At 73.3% G+C, this 24,138-nt stretch carries 19 protein-coding genes; 14 read left to right on the plus strand and 5 right to left on the minus strand.

The window, feature by feature from the left end; genetic code table 11:
• Positions 1 to 17: 17 nt before the first annotated feature.
• Complete coding sequence (locus R2737_16750) at positions 18 to 1,397, plus strand: PH domain-containing protein (GenBank protein ID MEZ5117913.1); 1,380 nt, start codon at positions 18 to 20, stop codon at positions 1,395 to 1,397.
• Positions 1,394 to 2,587 carry a cytochrome P450 gene (locus R2737_16755; protein MEZ5117914.1) on the plus strand — a complete coding sequence of 398 codons (1,194 nt, stop codon included), beginning with the start codon at positions 1,394 to 1,396 and terminating at the stop codon, positions 2,585 to 2,587. The genes R2737_16750 and R2737_16755 overlap by 4 nt, the downstream gene beginning before the upstream one ends.
• Here the strand turns inward: R2737_16755 and R2737_16760 are convergent.
• Positions 2,577 to 3,647 carry an SAM-dependent methyltransferase gene (locus R2737_16760; protein MEZ5117915.1) on the minus strand — a complete coding sequence of 357 codons (1,071 nt, stop codon included), beginning with the start codon at positions 3,645 to 3,647 and terminating at the stop codon, positions 2,577 to 2,579. The two genes, R2737_16755 and R2737_16760, sit on opposite strands and share 11 nt — an antisense overlap.
• A gap of 117 nt (positions 3,648 to 3,764) precedes the next feature.
• Between R2737_16760 and R2737_16765 the strand changes: the two genes are divergently transcribed.
• Genes R2737_16765 through R2737_16785 form a run of 5 tightly spaced genes read left to right on the plus strand, consistent with a single transcriptional unit; the run spans position 3,765 to position 9,027 of the window.
• A complete protein-coding gene (locus R2737_16765) occupies positions 3,765 to 4,697 on the plus strand; it encodes a DUF2520 domain-containing protein (GenBank protein MEZ5117916.1) in 933 nt (310 codons plus the stop codon).
• On the plus strand, positions 4,694 to 5,656 hold the full coding sequence (gene panC, locus R2737_16770) for a pantoate--beta-alanine ligase (protein MEZ5117917.1): 963 nt from the start codon (positions 4,694 to 4,696) through the stop codon (positions 5,654 to 5,656). The genes R2737_16765 and panC overlap by 4 nt, the downstream gene beginning before the upstream one ends.
• Complete coding sequence (locus tag R2737_16775) at positions 5,653 to 7,326, plus strand: L-aspartate oxidase (GenBank protein MEZ5117918.1); 1,674 nt, start codon at positions 5,653 to 5,655, stop codon at positions 7,324 to 7,326. The genes panC and R2737_16775 overlap by 4 nt, the downstream gene beginning before the upstream one ends.
• Before the next feature lie 40 nt (positions 7,327 to 7,366).
• On the plus strand, positions 7,367 to 8,263 hold the full coding sequence (gene nadC, locus R2737_16780; GenBank protein MEZ5117919.1) for a carboxylating nicotinate-nucleotide diphosphorylase: 897 nt from the start codon (positions 7,367 to 7,369) through the stop codon (positions 8,261 to 8,263).
• Positions 8,263 to 9,027 (plus strand): type III pantothenate kinase, encoded by a 765-nt coding sequence (locus tag R2737_16785; protein MEZ5117920.1) that lies wholly within the window; start codon positions 8,263 to 8,265, stop codon positions 9,025 to 9,027. The genes nadC and R2737_16785 overlap by 1 nt, the downstream gene beginning before the upstream one ends.
• A gap of 4 nt (positions 9,028 to 9,031) precedes the next feature.
• On the opposite strand, the gene R2737_16790 is transcribed toward R2737_16785, so the two are convergent.
• Complete coding sequence (locus R2737_16790) at positions 9,032 to 9,802, minus strand: GNAT family N-acetyltransferase (GenBank protein MEZ5117921.1); 771 nt, start codon at positions 9,800 to 9,802, stop codon at positions 9,032 to 9,034.
• Positions 9,803 to 9,984: 182 nt separating this feature from the next.
• On the opposite strand from R2737_16790, the gene R2737_16795 reads away from it, so the two are divergent.
• Positions 9,985 to 11,898, plus strand: coding sequence for a DUF222 domain-containing protein (locus R2737_16795; GenBank protein MEZ5117922.1), 1,914 nt, complete (start codon positions 9,985 to 9,987; stop codon positions 11,896 to 11,898).
• A gap of 857 nt (positions 11,899 to 12,755) precedes the next feature.
• Here the strand turns inward: R2737_16795 and R2737_16800 are convergent.
• Positions 12,756 to 13,451: an HAD family hydrolase gene (locus tag R2737_16800; protein ID MEZ5117923.1), complete on the minus strand. Its 696-nt coding sequence runs from the start codon at positions 13,449 to 13,451 to the stop codon at positions 12,756 to 12,758.
• Between the two features lie 70 nt (positions 13,452 to 13,521).
• Here R2737_16800 and lysS point away from each other — a divergent pair, with 70 nt between their 5' ends.
• Genes lysS through R2737_16815 form a run of 3 tightly spaced genes read left to right on the plus strand, consistent with a single transcriptional unit; the run spans position 13,522 to position 16,396 of the window.
• On the plus strand, positions 13,522 to 15,069 hold the full coding sequence (gene lysS, locus R2737_16805) for a lysine--tRNA ligase (GenBank protein ID MEZ5117924.1): 1,548 nt from the start codon (positions 13,522 to 13,524) through the stop codon (positions 15,067 to 15,069).
• Positions 15,066 to 15,572 (plus strand): amino-acid N-acetyltransferase, encoded by a 507-nt coding sequence (locus R2737_16810; GenBank protein MEZ5117925.1) that lies wholly within the window; start codon positions 15,066 to 15,068, stop codon positions 15,570 to 15,572. Before lysS ends, R2737_16810 begins: the two co-directional genes overlap by 4 nt.
• Before the next feature lie 35 nt (positions 15,573 to 15,607).
• Positions 15,608 to 16,396, plus strand: coding sequence for an N-acetylmuramoyl-L-alanine amidase (locus tag R2737_16815; GenBank protein ID MEZ5117926.1), 789 nt, complete (start codon positions 15,608 to 15,610; stop codon positions 16,394 to 16,396).
• Between the two features lie 161 nt (positions 16,397 to 16,557).
• On the opposite strand, the gene ppc is transcribed toward R2737_16815, so the two are convergent.
• Entirely contained in the window at positions 16,558 to 19,272 is a 2,715-nt protein-coding gene (gene ppc / locus R2737_16820; protein ID MEZ5117927.1) for a phosphoenolpyruvate carboxylase, read from the minus strand.
• A 248-nt stretch (positions 19,273 to 19,520) separates the two neighbouring features.
• Here ppc and R2737_16825 point away from each other — a divergent pair, with 248 nt between their 5' ends.
• The 3 genes from R2737_16825 to R2737_16835 all read left to right on the plus strand — a co-directional run bounded on the left by R2737_16825 (position 19,521) and on the right by R2737_16835 (position 23,095).
• Complete coding sequence (locus R2737_16825) at positions 19,521 to 19,865, plus strand: Lsr2 family protein (GenBank protein ID MEZ5117928.1); 345 nt, start codon at positions 19,521 to 19,523, stop codon at positions 19,863 to 19,865.
• Positions 19,866 to 20,064: 199 nt separating this feature from the next.
• Entirely contained in the window at positions 20,065 to 22,563 is a 2,499-nt protein-coding gene (locus tag R2737_16830; protein MEZ5117929.1) for an ATP-dependent Clp protease ATP-binding subunit, read from the plus strand.
• 19 nt (positions 22,564 to 22,582) lie between these two features.
• Positions 22,583 to 23,095 (plus strand): hypothetical protein, encoded by a 513-nt coding sequence (locus R2737_16835; protein MEZ5117930.1) that lies wholly within the window; start codon positions 22,583 to 22,585, stop codon positions 23,093 to 23,095.
• Here the strand turns inward: R2737_16835 and R2737_16840 are convergent.
• Positions 23,038 to 24,087 (minus strand): A/G-specific adenine glycosylase, encoded by a 1,050-nt coding sequence (locus R2737_16840; GenBank protein MEZ5117931.1) that lies wholly within the window; start codon positions 24,085 to 24,087, stop codon positions 23,038 to 23,040. The two genes, R2737_16835 and R2737_16840, sit on opposite strands and share 58 nt — an antisense overlap.
• Positions 24,088 to 24,138 lie beyond the last annotated feature (51 nt).

A 24,138-nucleotide genomic window follows, 5' to 3' on the forward strand; every position in this document is an offset into this window, starting at 1 on the left:
CCCGACGGGTGCACCCGGTGACCCCGCTGGTGCACGCGGCGAACGTGCTGCCGATCGGCTTCATCGTCGTGCTGGCCTGGGGCAACGCCGGTCTGTCGCGGCTCGGGGGCTGGGCGCTGCCCGGAGCCGTGCTGCTGTCCCTGCTGCTGGCCGGGATCGTGGGCGGCTTCCAGTACCTCGCCTGGACCCGGCTGACGTACTGGTTCGACGCCGACGGCGACCTGCGGGTCGACTCCGGAGTCGTCTCCCGGCAGCAGCGCCGGCTGCAGCTCAGCCGGCTGCAGAGCGTGGACGTCGCGCAGCCACTGGTCGCGCGCATCTTCGGCATGGCCACGGTGAAGGTGGAGGTCGCCGGGGTCGGTGACTCCCGGGTGCAGCTGGCGTACCTCACGCACGCCGAGGCCACCGCGCTGCGCAGCGAGATCCTGGCCCGGGCGGCCGGCCTGCGGCACGACGCGGGGGAGGCGCCCGAGCAGGTCCTGGCCGTGGTGCCGACCGGGGACCTGGTGCTGTCCCTGCTCATGCGCGGGGTCACCGTCATGCTGCTGCTCGTCACGGTGCTGCTCGTGGTCGCCACGACCATCGCGTCCGGTCCGGCCGGTCTGGTGCTGATCCTCCTCACCGGAGGTGTGCCCCTGATCGCGGTGTTCGGCGAGTTCACCAAGTACTTCAACTTCACCGTCGCGGAGTCCCCGGACGGGTTGCGGCTGCGCTACGGGCTGCTGCGCACGGAGGCGCAGACCGTCCCGCCGGGGCGGGTGCAGGCCGTGGAGTTCGTCGAGCCGCTGCTGTGGCGCCGCCGCGGTTGGGTCCGGGTACGTCTCAACATCGCCGGCATCGGCGGGTCTTCCGACGGCAGCGGGCAGACGCAGGAGACCGTGCTCGTCCCGGTTGCACCGCTCCCGCTGGCGACCGCGCTGGTCGGGCGGATCCTGCCCGGGGTCGACCTGGCCTCGATCCCGCTGGCACCGGTCCCGGACGCCGCTCGCCGCCGGTCGCCGATCCAGTGGCGCCGGCTGGGCGTGGGCTGGGACGACCGGGTGTTCGTCGCCCGGCGCGGCCGGGTGGTGCGCCACCTCGCGGTCATCCCGCACGTGCGTACGCAGTCGGTGCGGGTGACCCAGGGTCCGTGGGAGCGGGCGCTGGGCCTGGCCTCGATGCACGTCGACAGCACCCCCGGCCCGGTGCAGGTGTCGGCGCTGCACCGGGACGCGGCCCAGGCGCGGCGACTGGCCGAGGAGCAGCTCGAGCGCGCCCGTGCCGCCCGCGCCAGCGCCGGACCGGACCGGTGGATGCGACCGCCGGCAGTGCCGCCCCCGCCAGCAGTGCCGCCCCCGCCAGCAGTGCCGCCGGCGCCCAGCCCACTGCCCCCACCCGACCCTGGAGACCCGAGATGACCGACGGCTTCGACCCGCGGGCGGCAGAGGTCGTGCGCGACCCGTACCCGTACTTCGACCGGATGCGGGCCCACGGCGCCCCGGTGTGGAACGACGCGCTGGGCCTGTGGCTGGCGTTCCGGTACGAGGACGCGAATGCGGTGCTGCGCAACCGGAACCTCGGGCGCATCTTCCGGCCGAAGCAGCCGGACGATGTCTGGGACACGTTCAACTGGCTGCACGCCGACTCGATCCTGGACTCCGAACCGCCCAAGCACACCCGGCTGAAGACGTTGGTGTCCAAGGCCTTCACCCGCGGCCACATCGAGCGGCTGCGCCCCCGGGTGGAGTCGCTGTGCGCGACGCTGCTCGACGATGCGACGGACCGGATCGAGGACACCGGCTCCTTCGACCTGATCGCGGACTACGCCGAGCCGCTGCCCGTCCTGGTCATCGCCGATCTGCTCGGCTTCCCCGAGGCGGACGTGCCACTGCTGCGGCCGTGGTCCCAGGCGATCGTGAAGATGTACGAGTACGAGCGCACCGAGGAGCAGGAGGCGGAGGCGCGCCAGGCCTGCGCCGAGTTCGCGGACTACGTGGGGGCACTGGCTGCCGACCGGGTGAAGCACCCCGGTGACGACCTGGTGACGCACCTGGCCCAGGTGGAACAGGCCGGGGAGCGGCTGTCCGAACGTGAGCTGGTCGCCACCTGCGTCCTCCTGCTCAACGCCGGGCACGAGGCGTCGGTCAACGGCTTCGGCAACGGCGTCGTGCAGCTGATGCGGCACCGTGACCAGTGGGACCGGCTGGTCGAGGACCCGTGGGGGCTGGCACCGACAGCGGTCGACGAGATGCTGCGCTACGACTCGCCACTCCAGTTGTTCGAGCGCACCGCCACTGCGGAGACCGAGGTCGGCGGAGTGGTGGTGCGCGAGGGGGAGAAGATCGCGGCGCTGCTGGGCTCGGCCAACCGCGACCCCTCGGCCTTCGACCAGGCGGACGTGCTCGATGTCGGCCGGGAGCCCAACCCGCACATCGCCTTCGGGGTGGGCATCCACTACTGCCTCGGCGCGCCGCTGGCGCGGATGGAGCTCGGCACGTCGCTGCCGATGCTCGTGGAGCGAATGCCCGGGCTGCACGAAGCGGCCGAGCCGGTGCAGCGGCCGACGTTCGTCCTGCGCGGCTGGGAGCGGGTCCCCGTCAGTTCCTGACCGATGCGTCAGGAGCGCCCGGCGCGTGCCCTGGAACCTCCGCCACCAGCCACAGGTGCGCGCCGAGGCCGTCCGGGTCGAGTAGCCGACCGGCCCGGGAGGCTCGGGCCAGCCCCGCCGCGTACGCCGTGGGGTCGGACCGGGCCACGGCTGGCGTCGGGAGCGCCGCGTCGAGACCCAGGCCCTGCAGGGCTGCTCGCTGCGCGGTCACTGCGGTGCGCACCGGACGACCGCAGCCGCCCTCCAGGGCAGCCGCGCAGGCGTCGAGGGCCACGTGCGCCGTGACGTTGCAGCCGCCGTCAGGGACCGGCGGCACCCGGTGGCCGTCGCGGTACCCGGTGAGGGTCCCCGCGGTGGTGCCGATCCGCTCCTCCCGCCGGTGCGCGTAGTCCACGACCAGGACCGTCCCTGCGGACACGGCGTCCACCAGCCCCCGGAGCGCGAGGTCGCGCGTGCGACCGACCTCCGCCCGATCCGCGGGCGACGACAGGGGCCACCACCGGTCCAGCCAGGCGCGGTCCGCGTCGGACGGCGGTTCCCCGTACGACTCGTCCCCGGTCCTGGGGTCGACGAGGACCGTGCGGAGCCGGCCGTCGGGGTCCACCTCGACCACGTCGCAGGGAATGTCGTCCAGGAGCTCCAGCGCGAGCAGCAGGCCGCGTACGCCGTCGGGGAAGGCGGCGTGCACAGCTGGCGGCGCGGCCCCGCGCACCCACCGGACCCTCGGATCGAGGTCGGGCGGGCGCTGGCGTACGTCGACCGCGGTCGCGATGACGCGGCCGGTCAGCACCGGCGCGTGCCGGTCGAGGCGCGCGAGCAGAGCGGCGAGCAGTGACCCGTCACCGGCGCCCACGTCGACCAGGTCCAGCCGCGGCGGGTGGCCCAGCGCCCGGTCGGTGCGCGCCAGCAGTTCGACGAGCGGCGCGGCCAGGACGTCGGCGTACCCGGCCGACGTGGCGAAGTGGCGGCTCGGGGTGCCGTCCGCCCGGCGGTAGAAGCCGTCCGGTCCGAGCTGCGCGCGCGCCCACGCCTCGCGCCAGGGGACCGAGGCGGTGGGCACCGCTCGACGGTAGCCCCGTCGGGGTCACCGCCCCGGGACTACCCTGGGCGACGCCCACGACCACGTGCCGCAACGCCGACGGGACCCTCGCGGCCCGGAACGAACCGGAAGGCCACCGTGACCCAGCCCCCCGCGCCCGAAGCCCCGGACGGGCCGCCGCGGCTGTCGGTCGGCGTCGTCGGCACCGGCCGGGCGGGCAGCGTGCTCGGTGCCGCGCTGCGTCGAGCCGGTCACCCGGTGGTCGCGGCGTACGGCGTGTCCGACCTGTCCCGGGTGCGCGCGGAGGCGCTGCTGCCCGGCGTGCCGCTGGTGGCGCTGCCCGACGTGCTCGCGGCCGCCGACCTGGTCCTGCTCACCGTTCCGGACGACGCGCTCCCCGGACTGGTCGCCGGGCTCGCCGAGGCGGGCCACGTCCGCGCAGGACAGTTCGTTGCCCACGCGTCCGGCCGGTACGGCACGCACGTGCTGGCGCCGATGACCGCGCGCGGCGCGCTGCCTCTCGCGCTGCACCCGGTGATGACGTTCACCGGCACCAGCGTCGACCTGACCAGGCTGGACGGGTGCCCGTTCGGCGTGACCGCGCCGGACCCGCTGCGCCCGGTGGCCGAGGCTCTCGTGGTGGAGATGGGCGGGGAGCCGGTATGGGTTCCCGAGGACCGCCGGGCGCTGTATCACGCCGCGCTCGCGGGCGGGGCCAACCACATGGTCACGCTGGTCGCGCAGACGCTGGACCTGTTGCGGCGAGCCGGGATCGACGAGCCGGCACGCCTGGTCGCGCCGCTGCTGTCGGCCGCGCTGGACAACGCGCTGCGGCACGGCGACCAGGCGCTGACCGGTCCGGTGGCCCGCGGCGACGCGGCGACGGTCACCGCGCACGTCGACGAGATCGGGCGGGTGTCGCCGGAGGCGCGTGCTGCCTACGTCGCACTCGCCCGGCTCACCGCTGACCGCGCGCTCGCGGCCGGGCTGCTGCGGGCGGAGAAGGCCGAGGCGCTGCTGGACGCGCTGGCCCGGCGTACGGACGAGGTCGACGAGGGGGGTGCCCGGTGAGCGACGAGGAGGCACTGGCCGAGGCGCGCCGGGTGCTGGGCGTCGTCGACGGACCACGGGTGGTGCGCTCCGTCGCCGAGCTGCGAGAGGTCCTCGGCAGCGCGCGGGACGGGCGGACGCGCTCCGGCGGCCTGGACGGCTATCCGCGTGCGGTCGTGATGACGATGGGCGCGCTGCATGAGGGCCACGCGATGCTGATGCGCGCGGCGCGGGACTGGACGGCGCTGCGCTACGACATCGAGCCGTCCGACGTGAGGGTGGTGGTGACGCTGTTCGTGAACCCCACGCAGTTCGGACCGGGCGAGGACTTCGACCGCTACCCACGCGCCTTCGACGCCGACGTCGCGCTGTGCGGTCGGGAACGGGTGGACCTGGTCTTCGCGCCCGACGTCGAGCAGGTCTACCCGGACGGGACCCCGGTGGTCACGGTCGACCCGGGCCCGCTGGGGTCGGAGCTGGAGGGCGAGTTCCGGCCGGGGCACTTCGCCGGGATGCTCACGATCGTGGCCAAGCTTCTCGACCTGACCGAGCCGAGTGCGGCGTTCTTCGGGGAGAAGGACTACCAGCAGCTCACCCTGATCCGGCGGATGGTGCGCGACCTCGACATCCCCGTCGATGTGGTGGGGGTGCCGACGGTGCGCGACGACAGCGGGCTGGCGCTGTCCAGCCGCAACGCGTACCTCAGCGAGGAGCAGCGTCGGCAGGCGCTGGCGATCGTGGTCGCGCTCGCGGCCGCGCAGGAGGCCGCGGAGGAGGGGATCGCTCCGGCCACGTTCGTCCCGATGCTGCGCGAGCACCTGGAGTCGCAGCCGGGGATCGACGCGGTGGACTACCTGGAGGTGCGTGATCCCGACCTCGGCCCGGCCCCCTCGTCGGGGGAGGCGCGGATCCTGGTCGCGGCCCGCGTCGGCGGGGTCCGTTTGCTGGACAACGCATTCCTGGAGCTGGTGACGTCGTGACGGATCTGGTGCTGCCACGGCGGCTCGTCGCACCCGCACCCGGGTGGACGGCCGAGGCCGACGTCATCGTCGTGGGGTCCGGCGTGGCCGGCCTGAGCGTCGCGCTGCAGGCACGGCAGGCCGGGCACACCGTGCTGCTCGTCACCAAGGCGCAGGTCGACGAGGGGTCAACCCGCTGGGCCCAGGGTGGTATCGCCGCGGCGCTGGCGGACGACGACTCGCCGGCCGCCCACCTGCAGGACACGCTGGTGGCCGGCGCGGGCCTGTGCGACGTGGAGGCCGTCCGCGCGCTGGTGACGCAGGGACCGGATGCGGTGCGGCGCCTGATCGACCTGGGGGCGCGCTTCGACGTGGACGCGACCGGGGGGCTCGCGCTGACGCGCGAGGGCGGCCACCTGCACGACCGGATCGCGCACGCCGGCGGGGACGCGACCGGCGCCGAGATCTCCCGCGCGCTGGTCGCCGCCGTGGCGCTCGACCCCGGCATCGAGCTGGTCGAGCAGGCGCTGGTGCTGGACCTGCTGCTGGACGCCACGGGCGCGGCGCAGGGCGTCACGCTGCACGTGATGGGTCAGGGCCAGCGGGACGGGGTGGGGGCCGCGCTCGCGCCCGCGGTGGTGCTCGCCACCGGTGGGCTGGGGCAGGTCTTCTCACAGACGACGAACCCGTACGTCGCCACCGGCGACGGGGTGGCGATGGCGCTGCGCGCGGGCGCGGACGTGGCGGACCTGGAGTTCGTGCAGTTCCACCCCACCGTGCTGTGGCTGGGCCCAGCCGCGCGAGGACAGCAGCCGCTGGTGTCGGAGGCGGTGCGCGGCGAGGGCGCGGTGCTGCTCGACGCCGACGGCCAGCGGTTCATGCCGGAGGTGCACCCGCTCGCCGAGCTGGCGCCGCGGGACGTCGTTGCCAAGGCGATCATGCGACGGATGCGCGAGTCCGGTGCTCCGCACGTGTGGCTCGACGGCCGCGGGCTGGGCTCGGACACGTGGCAGCGCCGCTTCCCGACGATCCTGCAGTCGTGCCGGGACCACGGCGTGGACCCGGTGACCGACCTGATCCCGGTGGCACCGGCCCAGCACTACGCGTCCGGTGGCGTGCGTACGGATCTGCACGGGCGAGCCACGGTGCCCGGGCTCTTCGCCTGCGGCGAGGTGGCGTGCACCGGCGTGCACGGCGCCAACCGCCTGGCGTCGAACTCACTGCTGGAGGGGCTGGTGTTCGCCGAGCGGATCGGCGCGGTGCTGGCTGCGGGGGTGCCGCCGCGGCGGGAGCCGGTCGAGCCGGGGGCCGGCGCTGCCGGGCTGCTGGCCAACCGATGCCGGCGACCGATCCAGCGGGTCATGGACCTCGACGCCGGGGTCCTGCGCAGCGCCGGGTCGCTGCAAGCGGCGGCGGCCGCGCTCGTCGCGCTCGACGACGCGTCCGGCTCGCAGCCGTGCACGGAGGACTGGGAGACGGCGAACCTGCATGCACTGTCGTCGGTCCTGGTGCGGCACGCGTGGCTGCGCGAGGAGACCCGGGGGTCGCACTGGCGAGAGGACTTCCCGGACAAGGACGATGAGCGCTGGCGGGTGCGCCTCGTCGCCTCGCTGGATCCCGAGGGCCGGGTCGTGTCGCGCGAGGAGCCGGTGGCCGCGCACGACGCGGAGTTCCGACCGGCATCGTCATGACCGGGGGCCACCGCACCCGGTGCGAGGGGAAGGGACTGTCATGAGCCTGCCGCCCGATCTCAACGACCGGCTGCACCGGTCGGGGCTCGATCCTGCGTACGTGGCGCGGCTGGTGCGCGACACGCTCGACGAGGACCTGGACGGCGGGGTCGACGTCACGTCCCACGCCACGGTGCCTGCCGAGCAGGAGTCCACGATGGACCTGGTCGCGCGCGGCGACGGCGTGGTCGCGGGGATCCTGGTGGCGCAGGCGGTGTTCGAGGTGGCGGCCGGCTGGGAGGTCACGGTGGTCCGGTCGGTCGCGGACGGGGACCCGGTGACGCGCGGCGACGTGATCATGTCGGTGACCGGTCGGACACGGGACCTGCTCACGGCGGAGCGGTCGGCGCTGAACCTGCTGTGCCACCTGTCCGGCGTGGCGACGGCGACCCGCCGTTGGGCCGATGCGCTGGACGGGACCGGCGCGGCAGTACGGGACACGCGCAAGACGACGCCCGGGCTGCGGGCGCTGGAGAAGTACGCCGTGCGCTGCGGTGGCGGGGTGAACCACCGGATGTCGCTGTCCGACGCTGCGCTGGTGAAGGACAACCACGTCCTGGCCGCTGGGGGAGTCGCAGAGGCCTTCGACGCGGTGCGCCGGATGTGGCCGGGCCTGCCGGTGGAGGTCGAGGTGGACTCACTGGACCAGCTGGCGGAGGTGCTCGACGCAGGGGCAGACCTGGTCCTGCTGGACAACTTCGACGTCGACGGACTGCGGGCGGCGGTCGCTCTCACCGCGGGGCGGGCGCGGCTGGAGTCATCCGGTGGGTTGACTCTGGAGTCAGCACGGGCGGTGGCGGAGACGGGGGTCGACTACCTGGCCGTCGGGGCGCTCACCCACTCGGCGGCGGTGCTGGACATCGGTGCGGACCTGCGGCCGGTGGCGGGGGTGTCCTGATGCTGCTGGCCATCGACGTCGGCAACACCAACACCGTGCTGGGCCTGTTCGACGGCGAGACGCTCGAGCACTCCTGGCGGATCAAGACGGACGCGCGCAGCACCGCGGACGAGATGGTCCTCACGTTCCGCGGGCTGCTGACCACGACGCCGGAGGTCACCGGCATCGCGTTGTGCTCCACGGTGCCGGCCGTCCTGCGCGAGATGCGCTCGATGCTCGACCGCTACTACGCCGACGTCCCGACCGTGATCGTCGAACCGGGTACGAAGACCGGCGTGCCGGTCCTCACCGACAACCCGAAGGAGGTGGGTGCGGACCGGATCGTCAACACGATCGCGGCGCACCACCTGTTCGGCGGGCCGTGCATCGTCGTCGACTTCGGGACTTCGACCAACCTGGACGTGATCTCCGAGCGGGGTGAGTTCCTGGGCGGGGCACTGGCGCCCGGGATCGAGATCTCCATCGATGCGCTGGCCGCGCGGGCGGCGCAGCTGCGCAAGGTCGAGCTGGTCCGGCCGCGTTCCGTCATCGGCAAGAACACCGTGGAGGCGCTGCAGTCCGGGACGCTGTACGGCTTCGCCGGTCAGGTCGACGGCCTGGTGCGCCGGATCACCGCCGAGCTCGGCGGGGTGCAGGCGGTGATCGCGACCGGAGGTCTCGCGCCGATCGTCGTGCCCGAGTCGGAGACCATCACCGACCACGAGCCGGACCTCACGCTGGTGGGCCTGCGGCTGGTGTACGCCAAGAACGCCACAGAGGCCTAGGGCCTCAGCGGTTGACCAGGTCATGCACCACCCAGACGTTCGGCTCGTAGTAGAGGCCCACGTCGGAGTCGCGGTCGATGCGCACGGTCGCCAGGCCGTGCGGGAACACGTACTCGGCCGACTCGGGGAACGCCATGCCCGTCCAGTCCTCCCACTCCGCAACGGTCCCCGAGATGCGCAGCGAACGCGGAAGTGGCGTCGCGACCCGGCCCCCGATGCGTTGGTGGACGCGGATCCACGGATCTCGGGAGTAGCCGTCCTCGCGCTGCCAGGTGACGTACCGCTCGATCGGGGTCAACGGGTAGCGCTCCTTGTGCGAGGGTCGCACGGGCGCGATGAGCCGCTGGTAGCCGTGTTCGCGGGCGATGTCGGCCATCGCGCGCAACGCGATCTCGGCGAGCCCGCGCCCGCGCGCGTGTGGTGAGACCTCTGCGGCGAGGGCGCACAGGGTGTCCGTGGGGTGACCGGCGCGGCTGCCGCTGACCACCTGCTCGAGCGCGTCATCGATGCCGGTCGGGAGGTGGTCGTCATGTCCGTCCCAGGACAGCGGACCCGTGTGGATCTCGGCCAGGACGTTCTGGGAAGGACCGGACACCTTCTCCACCAGCACCGCCTGGAACGCGGGTAGCTCGTCGCACAGTGGCCCCCAGAGTCGGTTGAGGACGTCGCCGTGCAGGTTGTACTCGGGCCAGACCTCGGCCGAGGGGATGCCGACCGAGGCCAGGTCGGGCCGGCTGGCGAAGGTGTGCGCAATGACGACCACGGTCGGGAGCATGCCGGAGGGGATCCGGGGACAGCGTGCGGCGGGGGCCTACCGGGCCGTCGGGGCTCGGTCAGTCGCGCGCTCGCGGGGTGGACAGGTCACGGACGAGCCTTGGGGATTTCGCCTGCGGCGTAATGGATTTCGTGTGCACGGGGTCTTGCGCGGCGCCGGACCGGTCCGATAGACTCGTACACATGTTCGATCTCGTGGTTCCCGGTTCGCGGACCTCCCGCGCGTGGGACGCCGCCCTGCTCGCGCAGGCGGTGACGGTGGGCCCGGGGCCGGTGGCGATCGGGCTGCTGGAGCAGGTCGACCCCGAGGCGCTGTGCGGGCATGACCGGGTGGCGTTCCTGACCGCGTGGCAGGCGCAGGCGGCGTGGGTGACCGCGCGGTCGTTCGCCGCGATCCTCCCGGTGGTCGGGCCGGAGCCGGCGCGGGATCCCGACCCGGACGAGGCGGGCCTGGTGGACGTCGGTCCGTTCGAGTGTGTGGAGGAGGCCCGGCACGCCGAGGTCGCCGCCGCCTGCCGGCTGTCCACCACCGCGGCGTCGGACCGGATCAGTACCGCCCGGTTCCTCGCCGGTCCCGGTGCCCCGGTCGCTCGGCTGCTGGAGACCGGTGCGTGGGGGTACGGACACCTGTCCGCGGTCGTGTCCGAGACCGCCGAACTCGCCCCGAACCTGACCCTGCAGGTCGTGCAGGTCGTCGTCGCCGAGACGCTGCCCGACGCGGACGGGCAGCCCTCGCGGTATGCGGAGGAGACCCCGGGCCGGCTGCGGCACCGGATCCGCCGCACCATCCTGCGCATGGACGCCGCCGCCGCCGCGGAGCGGGCCAAGAAGCGGAAGCGGGAACGCTCGCTGCGGATCAGCCCGCTGCCGGACTTCCGCGCCAGGATCACCCTGGAGGCCTCCCAGCCGATGGCGTCGTGGGCGTGGCGGCAGTTCGACACCTGGGCCCGGAACCGGCAAGCCACCCTGAAGGACCCCACCGCGGACCTGACCGGACTGCTCGGCCCCTGCACCTGCCCCCGCGACACCGACGCCGCCGGCACTTCACTCGCGGGATCGGTCGGCACCCTCGCCGCCCTGCGCGGACACCACCGGCGCCAGCCCGACGGGTCAGGGACCGGTACCAGCGCCCAGCCGGACGCCGAGCGGACGCACCTGCTGGGTTGCCCGCACCACCCCGACACCACCCTGGATGCGCTACGCGCCGACGCCGTCATCGAAGCCGCCCGCCTGCTGGCCCGACACCTCGGCCTGGACACCGGCGACACCCCGCCCACCGGCGGCATCACCAGCGACCGCTCCAACGCCGCGGCCTCGACCACCGGGGCCGCGGGCACCGGGACCGCGGGCGGTGCCGGCGGCGCAGGGGCGAACGCCGGTGCTGGCGCTGGTGCGGGCACAGGGGCGGGTGCGGGCGGCGGTGCCGGCGCGGGTGCGGGGCGGGGACGGTCGTGGTCGTCCGCGGTCGTCATCGTCGACGCGCCCACCCTGCTCGGGCTGGCCGACAACCCCGGCTGGGTCCCCGGCCACGGCTGGGTCCCCGCACCCCTCGCGCGTGAGCTCGCCGCCACCGCGGACGCGTGGCGGGCGTTCCTCACCGACCACGGCCGCCTGCTCGCCACCGGCACCACCCGCTACCGGCCCACCGACCGGCTGCGGGAGCTGGTCACCGCCAGGGACACCACCTGCACCTTCCCCGGCTGCACCATCCCCTCGGTCCACACCGACCTCGACCACGCGGCCACCTACGACGGGGCGAACACGACCGCCGGGAACCTGCACCCGGCCTGCCGGCGGCATCACCGGATCAAGACCCGCACCACCTGGGACGCGTCACCCGACCCCGGCAGCGGGCAGATCACCTGGACCAGCCCCACCGGACACACCTACCCCACCCCGCCGGACCCGATCTGGGACACCGGACCCCCGCCCGTTCCGATCGAGCCCGAGACGAGCGCGGACGCGGGCGTAACCGTGGACGCGGACGGCGGGGTCGACGACGGGGTCCACGACGAGGTCGAGCTGCACCACCCCGCCCGTACTGACTCGACGGGCAGCGCCCTCGAGGCCTGGCTCTCCCACGCCCTCGCGGCGTAGCGGTCGACAGCTTTCCCTGGGGGACAGGGCCTCCGCGCGCCTCCGAGCGCCGTGAGCCGTCACGCCAGGGCCGACCGCGGCGTTGCCCCGACCTCGCGGACCATGCCGCCGTCGCTCGGCGACCCGGCGGTCGAGAGCACGAGGCTGGCCAACCGTCGACGCGACCACGCGGCGGAACCGCGGCCCACGCGAGGGCGCGCCCGGCTCGACTGGCGTGCAATCGTAGGCGCGTGGGCTGGGTCCGGCGGGCGGTGCGCTTCGAGCTGGACATCTACCGCAACCTGTACCGCTGGATCCGCGGCACCACCGTCGGGCTCACGCCGGATGCTGTGCCGTTCAGCTACCACCGAGCCAACGAGTTCACCGTCTGGGGCTTCATCGGCGTCGCGGTCGTCGAGCTCCTGCTGATCACTTCCTGGTCCCCTGGGAGACGGTCCGGATCGTGCTGCTTGTCCTCGGGCTGTGGACCCTGGTCTGGATGGTCGGCTACGCCGGTTCGCTCCGCGTCCACCCGCACCTGGTGTCCGACCGAGGAATCCGGGTCCGGTACGCCACCGGCCTCGACCTGCTCCTGCCGTGGGAGAAGGTGGCCGTCGTCCGCTGGGACTCGACCAACCACCTCGAGGACGCCACCTACCAGGTCGCACCCATCGACCCGGAGCGACTCGATACGGGGGACATCCTGTCGGTCGTCGTGATGAGCCAGACCAACGTCGAGGTCGATCTCAGCGCGCCGGTCGACGTGGACAAGTGCAAGGCCAGGGGCCGGCGGATCCAGCGGGTCCGGTCCGCGCCGACGACCCCCGCGCACTCGTCGACGAGGCCAACGACCGCCTCGCGGCCGCAAGAAACCTGCGTCAGGCTTGAGGCGCGCGCGCCCCGTCGCACAGAGACACCACGACGCCCAGCCCGTGCACCGGCCCGCGCGTCCGCGGCAGCAACAGGGTGCGGATCCCCAGCGCCGTCGCCCCCGCGTCGTCCTTCGCGGCATCTCCCACCATCAGGCAGCGCGACGCCGGCACCCCCAGCGCTGCAAGCCCCGCCTCGAAGATCCCCGGGTCCGGCTTCACCACGCCCACCTCGCAGGACAGCACCACCGCGTCGACCAGGTCCAGCAGCCCGCCCCGGGCCAGCACCGGACGAACGTCGACGCCGACGTTCGACAGCACCGCGGTCCGGATCCCGCGGGCCCGCAGCGCGCGCAACACCGGGGCACTGTCCGAGTACGCCGTCCAGGTGTCCAGCAGCGTCGCGTACAGCGCGTCAGCCAGCCCGTCGTCGACGTCCGGCCCTTCCTCCAGCAGCAGGTGGAACACCCGACGGTGATCAGCGGGGGAGAGGTCGCGCAGGCTGTCCGGGTCGTGCACCCTGCCGTGCTCCCAGATCTGGTCCAGGAACTCGACCAGCGCATCGCGGTGGTCAGCGGGCAGCTCCCGCGGGCACGCGGCCAGCGCCAGCCCCAGCCAGTCCCGCGCCGACCCCTGGTCGACCAACGTGGAGTGCAGGTCCAGCAGCACCCCGTCGATCGGTTCGGGCGGGGGGATGCGGTCCACGTCGGCAGCGTACGGGGCGCGCCCGGCCGAGGACGGCCGCCCGCCCCGGCCCTCGGTAGCCTTGCCGACCGTGACCGATGAGCAGCACCCCGCCGACGCCCCCTCCGCACCGGAGGACTCGCTCGAGGACTCCTTCGAGGACCTGCCCGAGCAGATGCGCGTACGCAGGCAGAAGCGGGACGAGATGCTCGCCGCCGGCGACGATCCCTACCCGGTGAACCTCCCCGTCACGCACACCATCGCCGAGGTCCGCGCCGCCCACCCGGACCTGCCGGCGGACCACGCGACCGGGCAGCGCGTGGGGATCACCGGCCGAGTCATCTTCCTGCGCAACACCGGCAAGCTGTGCTTCGCGACCCTGCAGGCCGGCGACGGCGAGCACATCCAGGCGATGCTCTCCCTCGCCTCCGTCGGCGAGGAGTCGCTGGCCCGCTGGAAGCACTTGGTCGACATCGGTGACCACGTGTTCGTCGAGGGCGAGGTCATCACCAGCCGCCGTGGCGAGCTGTCGGTGATGGCCGACCGCTGGCTGATGGCGTCGAAGTCGCTGCGCCCGCTCCCCGTCACGCACCGGCCGATGTCGGAGGAGAGCCGGGTCCGGCAGCGCTACGTGGACCTGATCGTCCGGCCGGACGCCCGCGAGATCGCGCGCACCCGCATCGCCACGGTCGCCAGCCTGCGCCGCAGCTTCGCGGAGCGCGACTTCCTGGAGATCGAGACCCCGATGCTGCAAACGCTGCACGGTGGTGCCGCGGCGCGCCCGTTCGTCACGCACATGAACGCGTACGACATCGACCTCTACCTGCGGATCGCCCCCGAGCTGTTCCTCAAGCGCGCGGTCGTCGGGGGCATCGACCGGGTCTACGAGATCAACCGGAACTTCCGCAACGAAGGCGCCGACTCCAGCCACTCGCCGGAATTCGCGATGCTGGAGTTCTACCAGGCGTACGCCGACTACGACGTCATGGCGACCCTGACCCGGGAGCTCATTCAAGAGGCGGCGCAACGGGTCTGCGGCGGCCTGCAGGTCACGCACCACGACGGCACCGTGCACGACCTGTCCGGCGAGTGGGCCACGGTCCGTATGTACCCGGCGGTCTCCGCGGCCGTCGGCGAAGAGATCACGCCCAGCACGCCGGTCGAGCGGCTGCACGCGCTGTGCGACGCCGTCGGCATCGAGCCGCAGCCGGTCTGGATCCCGGGGAAGTTCGTCGAGGAGCTGTTCGAGTTCCACGTCGCACCGACGTTCACCGGACCGACATTCGTGCGCGACTTCCCCGAGGACACCTCCCCGCTGGTCCGCGCCCACCGCACCGACCCGGGCACCGTCGAGAAGTGGGACCTGTACGTCGACGGCTTCGAGCTGGCCACCGGCTACTCCGAGCTGGTCGACCCCGTGGTGCAGCGGGAGCGCCTGGTCGCGCAGTCCCAGCTGGCCGAGCGCGGCGACCACGAGGCGATGCGTCTGGACGAGGACTTCCTGCGCGCGCTGGAGCACGGCATGCCGCCGTCCGGCGGAGTCGGCCTGGGTATCGACCGACTGCTGATGGCCCTGACCGGCCTCGGCATCCGCGAGACGATCCTGTTCCCGCTGGTGAAGCCGGAGCACCGCCCGTGACCCTCGAGGTCCCGCTGCTCCGCCCCGCGCGCACCTCCGACGTACGCGACATCCGCTCGCTCGTCGACGACTACGCGCCCGAGCGCCGGCTGCTGTCCAAGGCGACCGTCACGCTGTACGAGGACGTCCAGGAGTTCCTGGTCGCGGAGATGTACGGCGAGGTCGTCGGCTGCGGGGCCCTGCACGTGATGTGGGAGGACCTCGCCGAGGTCCGCACGCTGGCCGTGGACCGGTCCACCCTCGGGCGCGGCATCGGCTCGGCGCTGCTGACGGCGCTGCTCGACCGCGCCCGCGCGGTGGGGGTCAAGCGGGTCTTCTGCCTGACCTTCGAGACCGGCTTCTTCGGCCGGCACGGCTTCGTGGAGATCGACGGGACCCCGGTCGAGCACGAGGTGTTCGAGCAGCTGCTGCAGTCGTACGACGAAGGCGTCGCGGAGTTCCTCGACCTTGAGCGGGTCAAGCCCAACACCCTCGGCAACCACCGGATGCTGTGCGTCCTCTGACCGACGCCGCGCACCGGATGAGGCACCATGGCCGGGTGCGACGCATCGCCGCGGCCCTGGCCGCCGTCCTCGCCCTCGGAGTCGCGGCGCCTGCGCTCGCGACCCCCGCCCCCGACCGCGGGCCTACGTCGGCGGCCTCGGACGTCAGGGCCAAGGGCCCGCTGTCCGGCATCGTCATTGCGCTCGATCCCGGTCACCAGCTGGGCAACTCCAACCCACGGTTCCGGCGGCAGCTCGCCCAGACCCGGTGGAACGGCACGATCGTCAAGGGCTGCAACACCAGCGGCACCGCGACGAACTCCGGCTACCCGGAGTCGACGTTCACCTGGAAGGTGGCCAACCGGCTGCGGGTCCGGCTGGAGGCACTCGGCGCCACCGTACGGATGACCCGGAGCACCAACTCCTACGACGCCTGGGGCCCCTGCACGTGGGACCGGGGCAAGTTCGGCCGCAAGGTCGGGGCCCGGCTGATGGTCTCCATCCACGCCGACGGGTCCGCCCCCTCCGGCCGCGGCTTCTTCGTCATCGCCCCCGGCTCCCTGAAGGGGTGGACCGACGACATCGCCCGGCCCTCCCAGCGGCTGGCCCGCGACCTCATCGCCGGGATGACGAAGGCCGGCGCGACGCCGTCGACGTACATCCGCAACCAGCTGCTGGTCTGGAAGGACCAGAACACCCTCAACTTCAGCGACGTCCCCACCGTGATCGTGGAGCTGGGCAACATGCGCAACGCGAGCGAGGCCCGGCTGATGGCCTCCTCCTCCGGTCAGAAGCAGTACGCGGACTGGCTGCTCGCCGGAATCCGCCGCAATCTCCGCCGCTGACGGCCCCGCCCTGTCCTCAGCGCCCCCGTTCCGTTCCGCGACGGAATGAGTTCCCACGTTGTTTGACGGTCCGAAAACGGGCCGCAAACGACGCCCAGACTCATTCCGTCGAGACAGAAGGGCGGAGGGGGGCGGGGGAGCGGTGGCCGCGGATCAGCGGGTCAGCCGGTGTTGCGCAGGCCGGTGGCGATGCCGTTGATGGTGAGCGACATGGCCCGGGTCAGCGCCGCATCCACCGCGCCGTCGGCCCGGGCCCGCCGCACCCGTTCCAGCAGCGACAGCTGCAGGAAGTGCAGCGGCAGCAGGTAGGTGTCGCGCACCTCCAGGGTGCGGGCCAGCGTCGGGTTCGAGGCCAGCAGCGCCGGCTCGCCGGTCACCGCCAGCACCTCGCTCACCGTCCGCTCGTGCTCGGCCACGATCACGTCGAACAGCCGGTGCAGCTCCGCGGGCACCAGCCGCTGCACGTACCGACGAGCCACCGTGAGGTCCGTCTTGGCCAGCGTCATCTCGACGTTGGACACGAAGTTGCGGAAGAAGTCCCACCCCTGGTGCATCTCCCGCAGCGCGTCACCGTGCCCGGCGGCGCGCGCGGCGGCCAGGCCGGTCCCCACGCCGAACCACCCCGGCACCACCTGGCGCGACTGGGTCCAGCCGAACACCCACGGGATGGCGCGCAGCCCGTCGATCCCGGCCCCGGTGTCGGGTCGGCGCGAGGGGCGTGACCCCATGTGCATCCCCCCGAGCTCCTCCACCGGCGTGGACAGGGCGAAGTACGCGGGCAGCTCCGGGTCGTCGACCAGCGCCCGATAGGCCCCCTGGGCGGCGATCGACGCGACGTCCATCACCGAGTCCCACCGCGTGAGCACCTCCGGGGGTGTCCGGGGGCTGCGGTGCAGCAGCGACGCCTCCATCACCGCGGCCAGCGTCTGCTCCAGGTTGTCCCGGGCGAGCGCCGGCAGCAGGTACTTGTCCGAGATGACCTCGCCCTGCTCGGTCACCTTGATCTCGCCGTCGAGCACGCCCCACGGCTGGGCCAGGATCGCGTCGTACGTGGGCCCGCCGCCGCGCCCCACCGTGCCGCCCCGGCCGTGGAACAGCCGCAGCCGCACGCCATAGCGGGCGGCGACGTCGCGCAGCCGGCGCTGCGCGAGGTGGATCTCCCACTGGGACGTGGTGATCCCAGCGTCCTTGGTGGAGTCGGAGTAGCCGAGCATCACCTCCTGCACGTCGCCGCGGCTGGCGACCAGGGCCCGGTAGGTGCGGTCGGACAGCAGGTCCTCCAGCACGGTGTCCGCGGAGCGCAGCTCGTCGACCGTCTCCAGCAGCGGCACGAAGCCGATCCGCGCGGTCCCCGCCACCGGGTCGACGAGCCCGGCCTCCCGGCCGAGCACGACGGCCGCGAGGACGTCGTCGGCGCCCTTGGTCATGGACACGATGTACGACTCGATGGCGCGCCCGCCGTGCCGGTCCAGCGCGGCGCGGACGGTATCCATCGTGCTCCAGGTGCGCAGGCCCTCCGCGTCCAGCGGAGGCGGCGTGGATGCCAGCGGCCGGGGGTTGGCCAGCTCCCGGCGCAGCAGGTCGATGCGGTAGCGGCGCGGCATGTCCTCGTAGCGCCAGCCGTGCTCGCCGAGCCGGTCGATCAGCTGGCCGAGCGCGTGGTGGTGCTTGTCCGCGTGCTCGCGCACGTCCAGGGTCGCCAGTGGCAGTCCCACCGCGGCGATCGCCCGGATCGCCCGGTCCAGGACTCCGTGCGCGGCGAGCTCCGCGCGGTGCTCCAACAGCGACCGCCGTACGACGAGCAGGTCGTCGAGCAGCTCGCGGGTGGTCAGGTAGTCGCGGCCCGGCTCGTGCGGACCGCCGCGCGCCGCGCGGTCACGGGCCAGCCGCAGCCGCATCCGGACGCAGGTCAGCTTCAGCCGGACCGGCTCCTCGGCATTGAGCCGACGGAACCGGGGGTCCAGGTCGGGCAGGTGCGCGAGGTCGTCCTCGACGCTGGCCAGCAGCTCCGGCGAGGCCCCCGCGATCCGCTCCGACGTGGACAGGTCCTCCAGCAGCCGGTCGACCAGCGGCAGCAGGTCGGACACCGCGTGCTCGCGCTGGAACGCCAGCACCTGCGCGGTGACCTCGGGGGTGACGAACGGGTTGCCGTCGCGGTCCCCGCCGATCCACGACCCGAACGTGAGCGGGCGGGCGTCGGGCTCCAGCGTGACGCCGAGGGCTGCGAAGGAGTGGGCCAGGTCCTCCAGCACCCGCTGCAGCGGACCGCGGGCCAGGTCGTCGAGGTAGTACAGCGCGTTGCGCGCCTCGTCCAGGACCTCCGGGCGCTCCAGCCGCAGCTCGTCGGTCTGCCACAGCAGGTCGATGACCTCGGCCAGCGCGCGGTCGGTCCGCTCGTCGTCCGGCTCGTCCAGCAGGTCGGCGACCCGGCGCAGCTTGGTCAGCACCGAGCGGCGCGCCGCTTCGGTCGGGTGTGCCGTGAACACCGGCCGGACCGCCATGGACGCGGCCAACCGCGCCACCTGCTGCTGATCGACCCGGGCCGCCATCGCCTGGGCCGTGACCGACGCCAGCGGTCCGGGGCGTCCCGACGCCGCGCGGGCGCGAACCCGGTGCACCTGCTCGGCCACGTTCGCCAGGTGGAAGTAGGCGGCGAACGCGCGGGTCAGCCGGGACGCGGTCGGCAGGTCCAGCGCGTCGAGCTCGGCCGCCACCGCCGCCGGGTCCTCGCGCACCAGTGCCCGGACCCGCTCCACCCGGTCCAGCAGCGGCTCGCCCTCCTGCCGGGCCAGCGTGTCGCCGAGCAGCGCGCCGAGCCGGCGGATGTCCGCGCGCAGCGCGGCGTCGCCGGCGAGGCCCTCCTCGTCCTCGCTCACGACGCAGACGCTATCCGGATCCGGTGAACCCCGCCTCGTCCGCGCAATGGCCGGGCACGGAAATGCCGATCGAACGAATGGATTTGGGCACCGAAGTGATCCGTTTTGCGGTTCGATTCTGGCGCTCCCCGGCATTTCCCGGCTATTCTCGGTGCCGCGTAATAGGGCCTTCCGGGGGAAAGCGCCTCATTTCCTTATTCACCGCGATTCGTGGGCGGGTCCGAACCCGCCGGGAAAGGGACATCCGGATGGCACGCAAGGTGCAGATCGTGCTCGAGGACGACCTCGACGGCTCGGCCGCCGAGGAGACCGTGTCCTTCGCGCTCGACGGCGTCGGGTACGAGATCGACCTGTCCGCCGCCAACGCCGCGGGACTGCGGGACGCGTTCGCGCCCTACGTGGGGGCCGCGCGCAAGGCCGGCCGCGGCGGGGGCGCCAAGCCGCGCGGCCGCTCGCGGGCCAAGGCCGACGGCCCCGCCCCCGGCAGCCCGTCGGAGATCCGCGCCTGGGCCAAGGCGCAGGGCCTCGACGTCAGCGAGCGCGGCCGGATCCCGGCCGAGGTCGTGGCCAAGTTCGAGGCCGCCCAGGCCTGACCCACCGGTCGCGCACGCCCCGTCGTTCGCCCTCGGCGTACCGCCCCGCGGAACAGTTCCGCGGGGCGGTGTCGTTGTCCCCGGCAGACAGGGGTCTCGCGTGGGCGGAACGAGGACGGGCCGCCCGCCGGGACCCGGGCTAGCATCGGGGTCGGCACGGGGTCCGCGTCGGGTCCCGCACGTGGACGGAGCGTGAGTGATGTTCGAGAGGTTCACCGACCGCGCGAGGCGGGTGGTCGTCCTGGCCCAGGAAGAGGCCCGGATGCTCAACCACAACTACATCGGGACCGAGCACATCCTCCTCGGGCTCATTCACGAGGGCGAGGGCGTGGCGGCCAAGGCCCTGGAGAGCCTCGGCATCTCGCTGGAGGCGGTGCGCCAGCAGGTCGAGGAGATCATCGGCCAGGGCCAGCAGGCGCCCTCCGGCCACATCCCCTTCACCCCGCGCGCCAAGAAGGTGCTCGAGTTGAGCCTGCGCGAGGCGCTGCAGCTCGGCCACAACTACATCGGGACCGAGCACATCCTGCTCGGCCTGATCCGCGAGGGCGAGGGCGTCGCGGCCCAGGTCCTGGTCAAGCTCGGCGCGGACCTCAACCGGGTCCGCCAGCAGGTGATCCAGCTGCTGTCGGGCTACCAGGGCAAGGAGCCGGCGGCGGCCGGCGGCCCGGCCGAGGGGACGCCGTCCACGTCCCTCGTGCTGGACCAGTTCGGCCGCAACCTGACCCAGGCCGCCCGCGAGGCCAAGCTCGACCCGGTGATCGGGCGCGAGAAGGAGATCGAGCGGGTCATGCAGGTGCTGTCCCGCCGTACCAAGAACAACCCGGTCCTCATCGGCGAGCCCGGTGTCGGCAAGACCGCCGTCGTCGAGGGCCTGGCCCAGATGATCGTCAAGGGCGAGGTGCCGGAGACGCTGAAGGACAAGCAGCTCTACACCCTCGACCTCGGCGCGCTGGTCGCCGGCAGCCGCTACCGCGGCGACTTCGAGGAGCGGCTGAAGAAGGTCCTCAAGGAGATCCGCACCCGCGGCGACATCATCCTGTTCATCGACGAGATGCACACCCTCGTCGGCGCCGGAGCGGCCGAGGGGGCCATCGACGCCGCCAGCATCCTCAAGCCGATGCTGGCCCGCGGCGAGCTGCAGACCATCGGCGCGACCACGCTGGACGAGTACCGCAAGTACGTCGAGAAGGACGCCGCGCTCGAGCGCCGCTTCCAGCCGATCCAGGTCAACGAGCCGACCCTCGCCCACACCATCGAGATCCTCAAGGGCCTGCGCGACCGCTACGAGGCGCACCACCGCGTCTCCATCACCGACGGCGCGCTGGTGTCCGCGGCGACGCTGGCCGATCGCTACATCTCCGACCGCTACCTGCCGGACAAGGCGATCGATCTGATCGACGAGGCCGGCTCGCGGCTGCGCATCCGCCGGATGACGGCACCGCCGGACCTGCGCGAGTTCGACGAGCGCATCGCCGACGTCCGCCGGGAGAAGGAGTCCGCGATCGACGCGCAGGACTTCGAGAAGGCGGCGTCCCTGCGCGACAAGGAGAAGCAGCTGCTCGCGGAGAAGGGGCAGCGGGAGCGGGAGTGGAAGGCCGGCGACATGGACGTCGTGGCCGAGGTCGACGAGGAACTCATCGCCGAGGTGCTCGCGACCGCCACCGGCATCCCCGTCTTCAAGCTGACCGAGGAGGAGTCCCAGCGGCTGCTGCGGATGGAGACCGAGCTGCACAAGCGCGTCATCGGCCAGGAGCAGGCCATTCACGCGCTGTCGCAGGCGATCCGCCGCACTCGCGCCGGGCTCAAGGACCCCAAGCGCCCTGGCGGCTCGTTCATCTTCGCCGGGCCGTCCGGCGTGGGTAAGACCGAGCTGTCGAAGACGCTGGCGGAGTTCCTCTTCGGCGACGAGGACGCGCTCATCCAGCTCGACATGTCGGAGTTCTCCGAGAAGCACACCGTCTCGCGGCTGTTCGGCTCCCCGCCCGGCTACGTCGGCTACGAGGAGGGCGGCCAGCTCACCGAGAAGGTGCGGCGCAAGCCGTTCTCCGTGGTCCTCTTCGACGAGGTCGAGAAGGCGCACGCCGACATCTTCAACTCGCTGCTGCAGATCCTCGAGGACGGTCGCCTGACCGACTCGCAGGGTCGCGTCGTGGACTTCAAGAACACCGTCATCATCATGACGACCAATCTCGGCACCCGGGACATCGCGAAGGGCGTCAACCTCGGCTTCGCCGTGGGCGACGAGACGAAGACCGGCTACGAGAAGATGAAGGCCAAGGTCAACGAGGAGCTCAAGCAGCACTTCCGGCCGGAGTTCCTCAACCGCATCGACGACATCATCGTGTTCCACCAGCTCAGCCGCGAGGAGATCGTCACGATCGTCGATCTGATGATCGCCAAGGTCGACGAGCGGCTGAAGGACAAGGACATGGGCGTCGAGCTCACCCAGGCGGCGAAGGAGCTGCTGGCCGAGCGCGGCTACGACCCCGTGCTCGGAGCCCGGCCGCTGCGGCGCACCATCCAGCGCGAGATCGAGGACCAGCTGTCGGAGAAGATCCTGTACGGCGACATCCGACCCGGCTCCATCGTGGTCGTCGACGTCGAGGGTGAGGGCGAGGAGCGCTCGTTCACCTTCGCCGGCGAGGCCAAGGCCGAGCTTCCGGACGCGCCGCCGGTGGAGACCGCCGGGCAGGAGTGACCCGACCCGAGGAGGTCCCGTGCCGGCCGGGCCGCTGATCCCCGGGCTGCGCGAGTACGACGCGCCGCGTCGTCGGCGCGGCGGCGCGCTGCCCTGGATCCTGCTCGCCCTCGGCCTGGTCGCGGCCCTCACCCTGCTGGCCGGGGTGATCGGCGGGGTGGGCCCGCTGCGCGCCCTCGGAGCGGCGGAGTCGCCGATGGAGCCGGTGGCCTGGCGGCCGACGTCGTCCGAGCTGGTCATCCAGGTCGCGGTGGCGGTCCCGCCATCCGGTCTGTGCGCCGGCGACGAGGTCAAGGCGATCGCGGTCGAGCGCGGGCCGCGGATCGAGGTCAGCGCCTCGCGGACCCAGCCGCGCAACACCGACGTGTGCTCCGGGGTGGGCATCGCCGGCGATCGTGTCTGGGTGGACGTGGCCGTGGACGTCCCCGTCGCGGGGCGGCCGGTGATCCGCACCACCGACCGGCAGCCGCTGCCTCAGGAGGCCGCCGCCGCGGAGGAGCCGGTGTCCGAGCCGGCGTCCCCGGCCGCGTAGCCGGCATCCGGGGCCCGGCCGCGGCCGGTCTCGCCAAGCTCGCCGGTCTCGCCGGGCAGTGCGTAGCGGCCGTCCGCGGTCAGCTCGACCAGGCGGTCGTCCAGCAGGGCGTCCAGCGCCCGCTCCCGCTGGACCGGGTCCGACCAGACCGCGTCGAGCAGCGGCTTGCGGACCGGACCGGCGTGCTCGCGCAGGACCGCCATCAGCCGGCCCCGCACCTGCCGGTCGGTGCCGGCGAACCGCTGCGCGGGCCGGACCGGGCCGTCGTACGCCGGCCGGCCGGCGGCCCGCCACGCGCAGCGGGTCCGGACCGGGCAGCGGTCGCAGGCCGGCCCGGTCGCGGTGCAGACCAGGGCCCCGAGCTCCATCACCGCCACCGACCACCGTGCCGCGTCCGCATCATCGCGGGGGAGCAGGGCGTCGGCGGCCCGCCGCTCGGCCACCGTCACCGAGGGCCCCGGCCGCTCCTGCCCCTGCGCCGCCCGTGCCAGCACGCGCCGCACGTTGGTGTCCAGCACCACGGCCCGCCGGCCGTACCCGAACGCCAGCACGGCCGCCGCGGTGTAGTCGCCGACCCCGGGCAGGGCGCGCAGTTCCTCGTACCCGTCCGGCACCCGGCCGTCGTGCCGGTCGCGCACGGCCGCGGACGCCGCGTGCAGGCGCAGCGCCCGGCGGGGGTAGCCCAGCCGGCCCCAGGCCCGGACGGCTTCGCCGGGGGGCGTCGCGGCCAGGTCCGACGGGGTCGGCCACCGCTGCAGCCACTCCGTCCAGGCCGGGACCACCCGCGCGACGGGGGTCTGCTGCAGCATGACCTCGCTCACCAGCACCCCCCACGGGGTGCGGTCGGGGCTGCGCCAGGGGAGGTCGCGGCGATGGCCGTCGTACCAGGCGCCGAGGAGGCCGGCGTCCAGGGGCGAGGCCGTCGACGACGGCAGGGGCGTGCCCGTGGCCAGGTGCGGCCGAGGGGCCTGCCGGGACGGCACGTACGTCATGTCGGGGCGCATCGTCGCACGTGTGGCGGCGACGCACAGTAGCGTGCTGCC

The sequence above is a fragment of the Candidatus Nanopelagicales bacterium genome, assembly GCA_041393815.1.
Taxonomy (GTDB): Bacteria; Actinomycetota; Actinomycetes; order S36-B12; family JAWKJK01; genus JAWKJK01.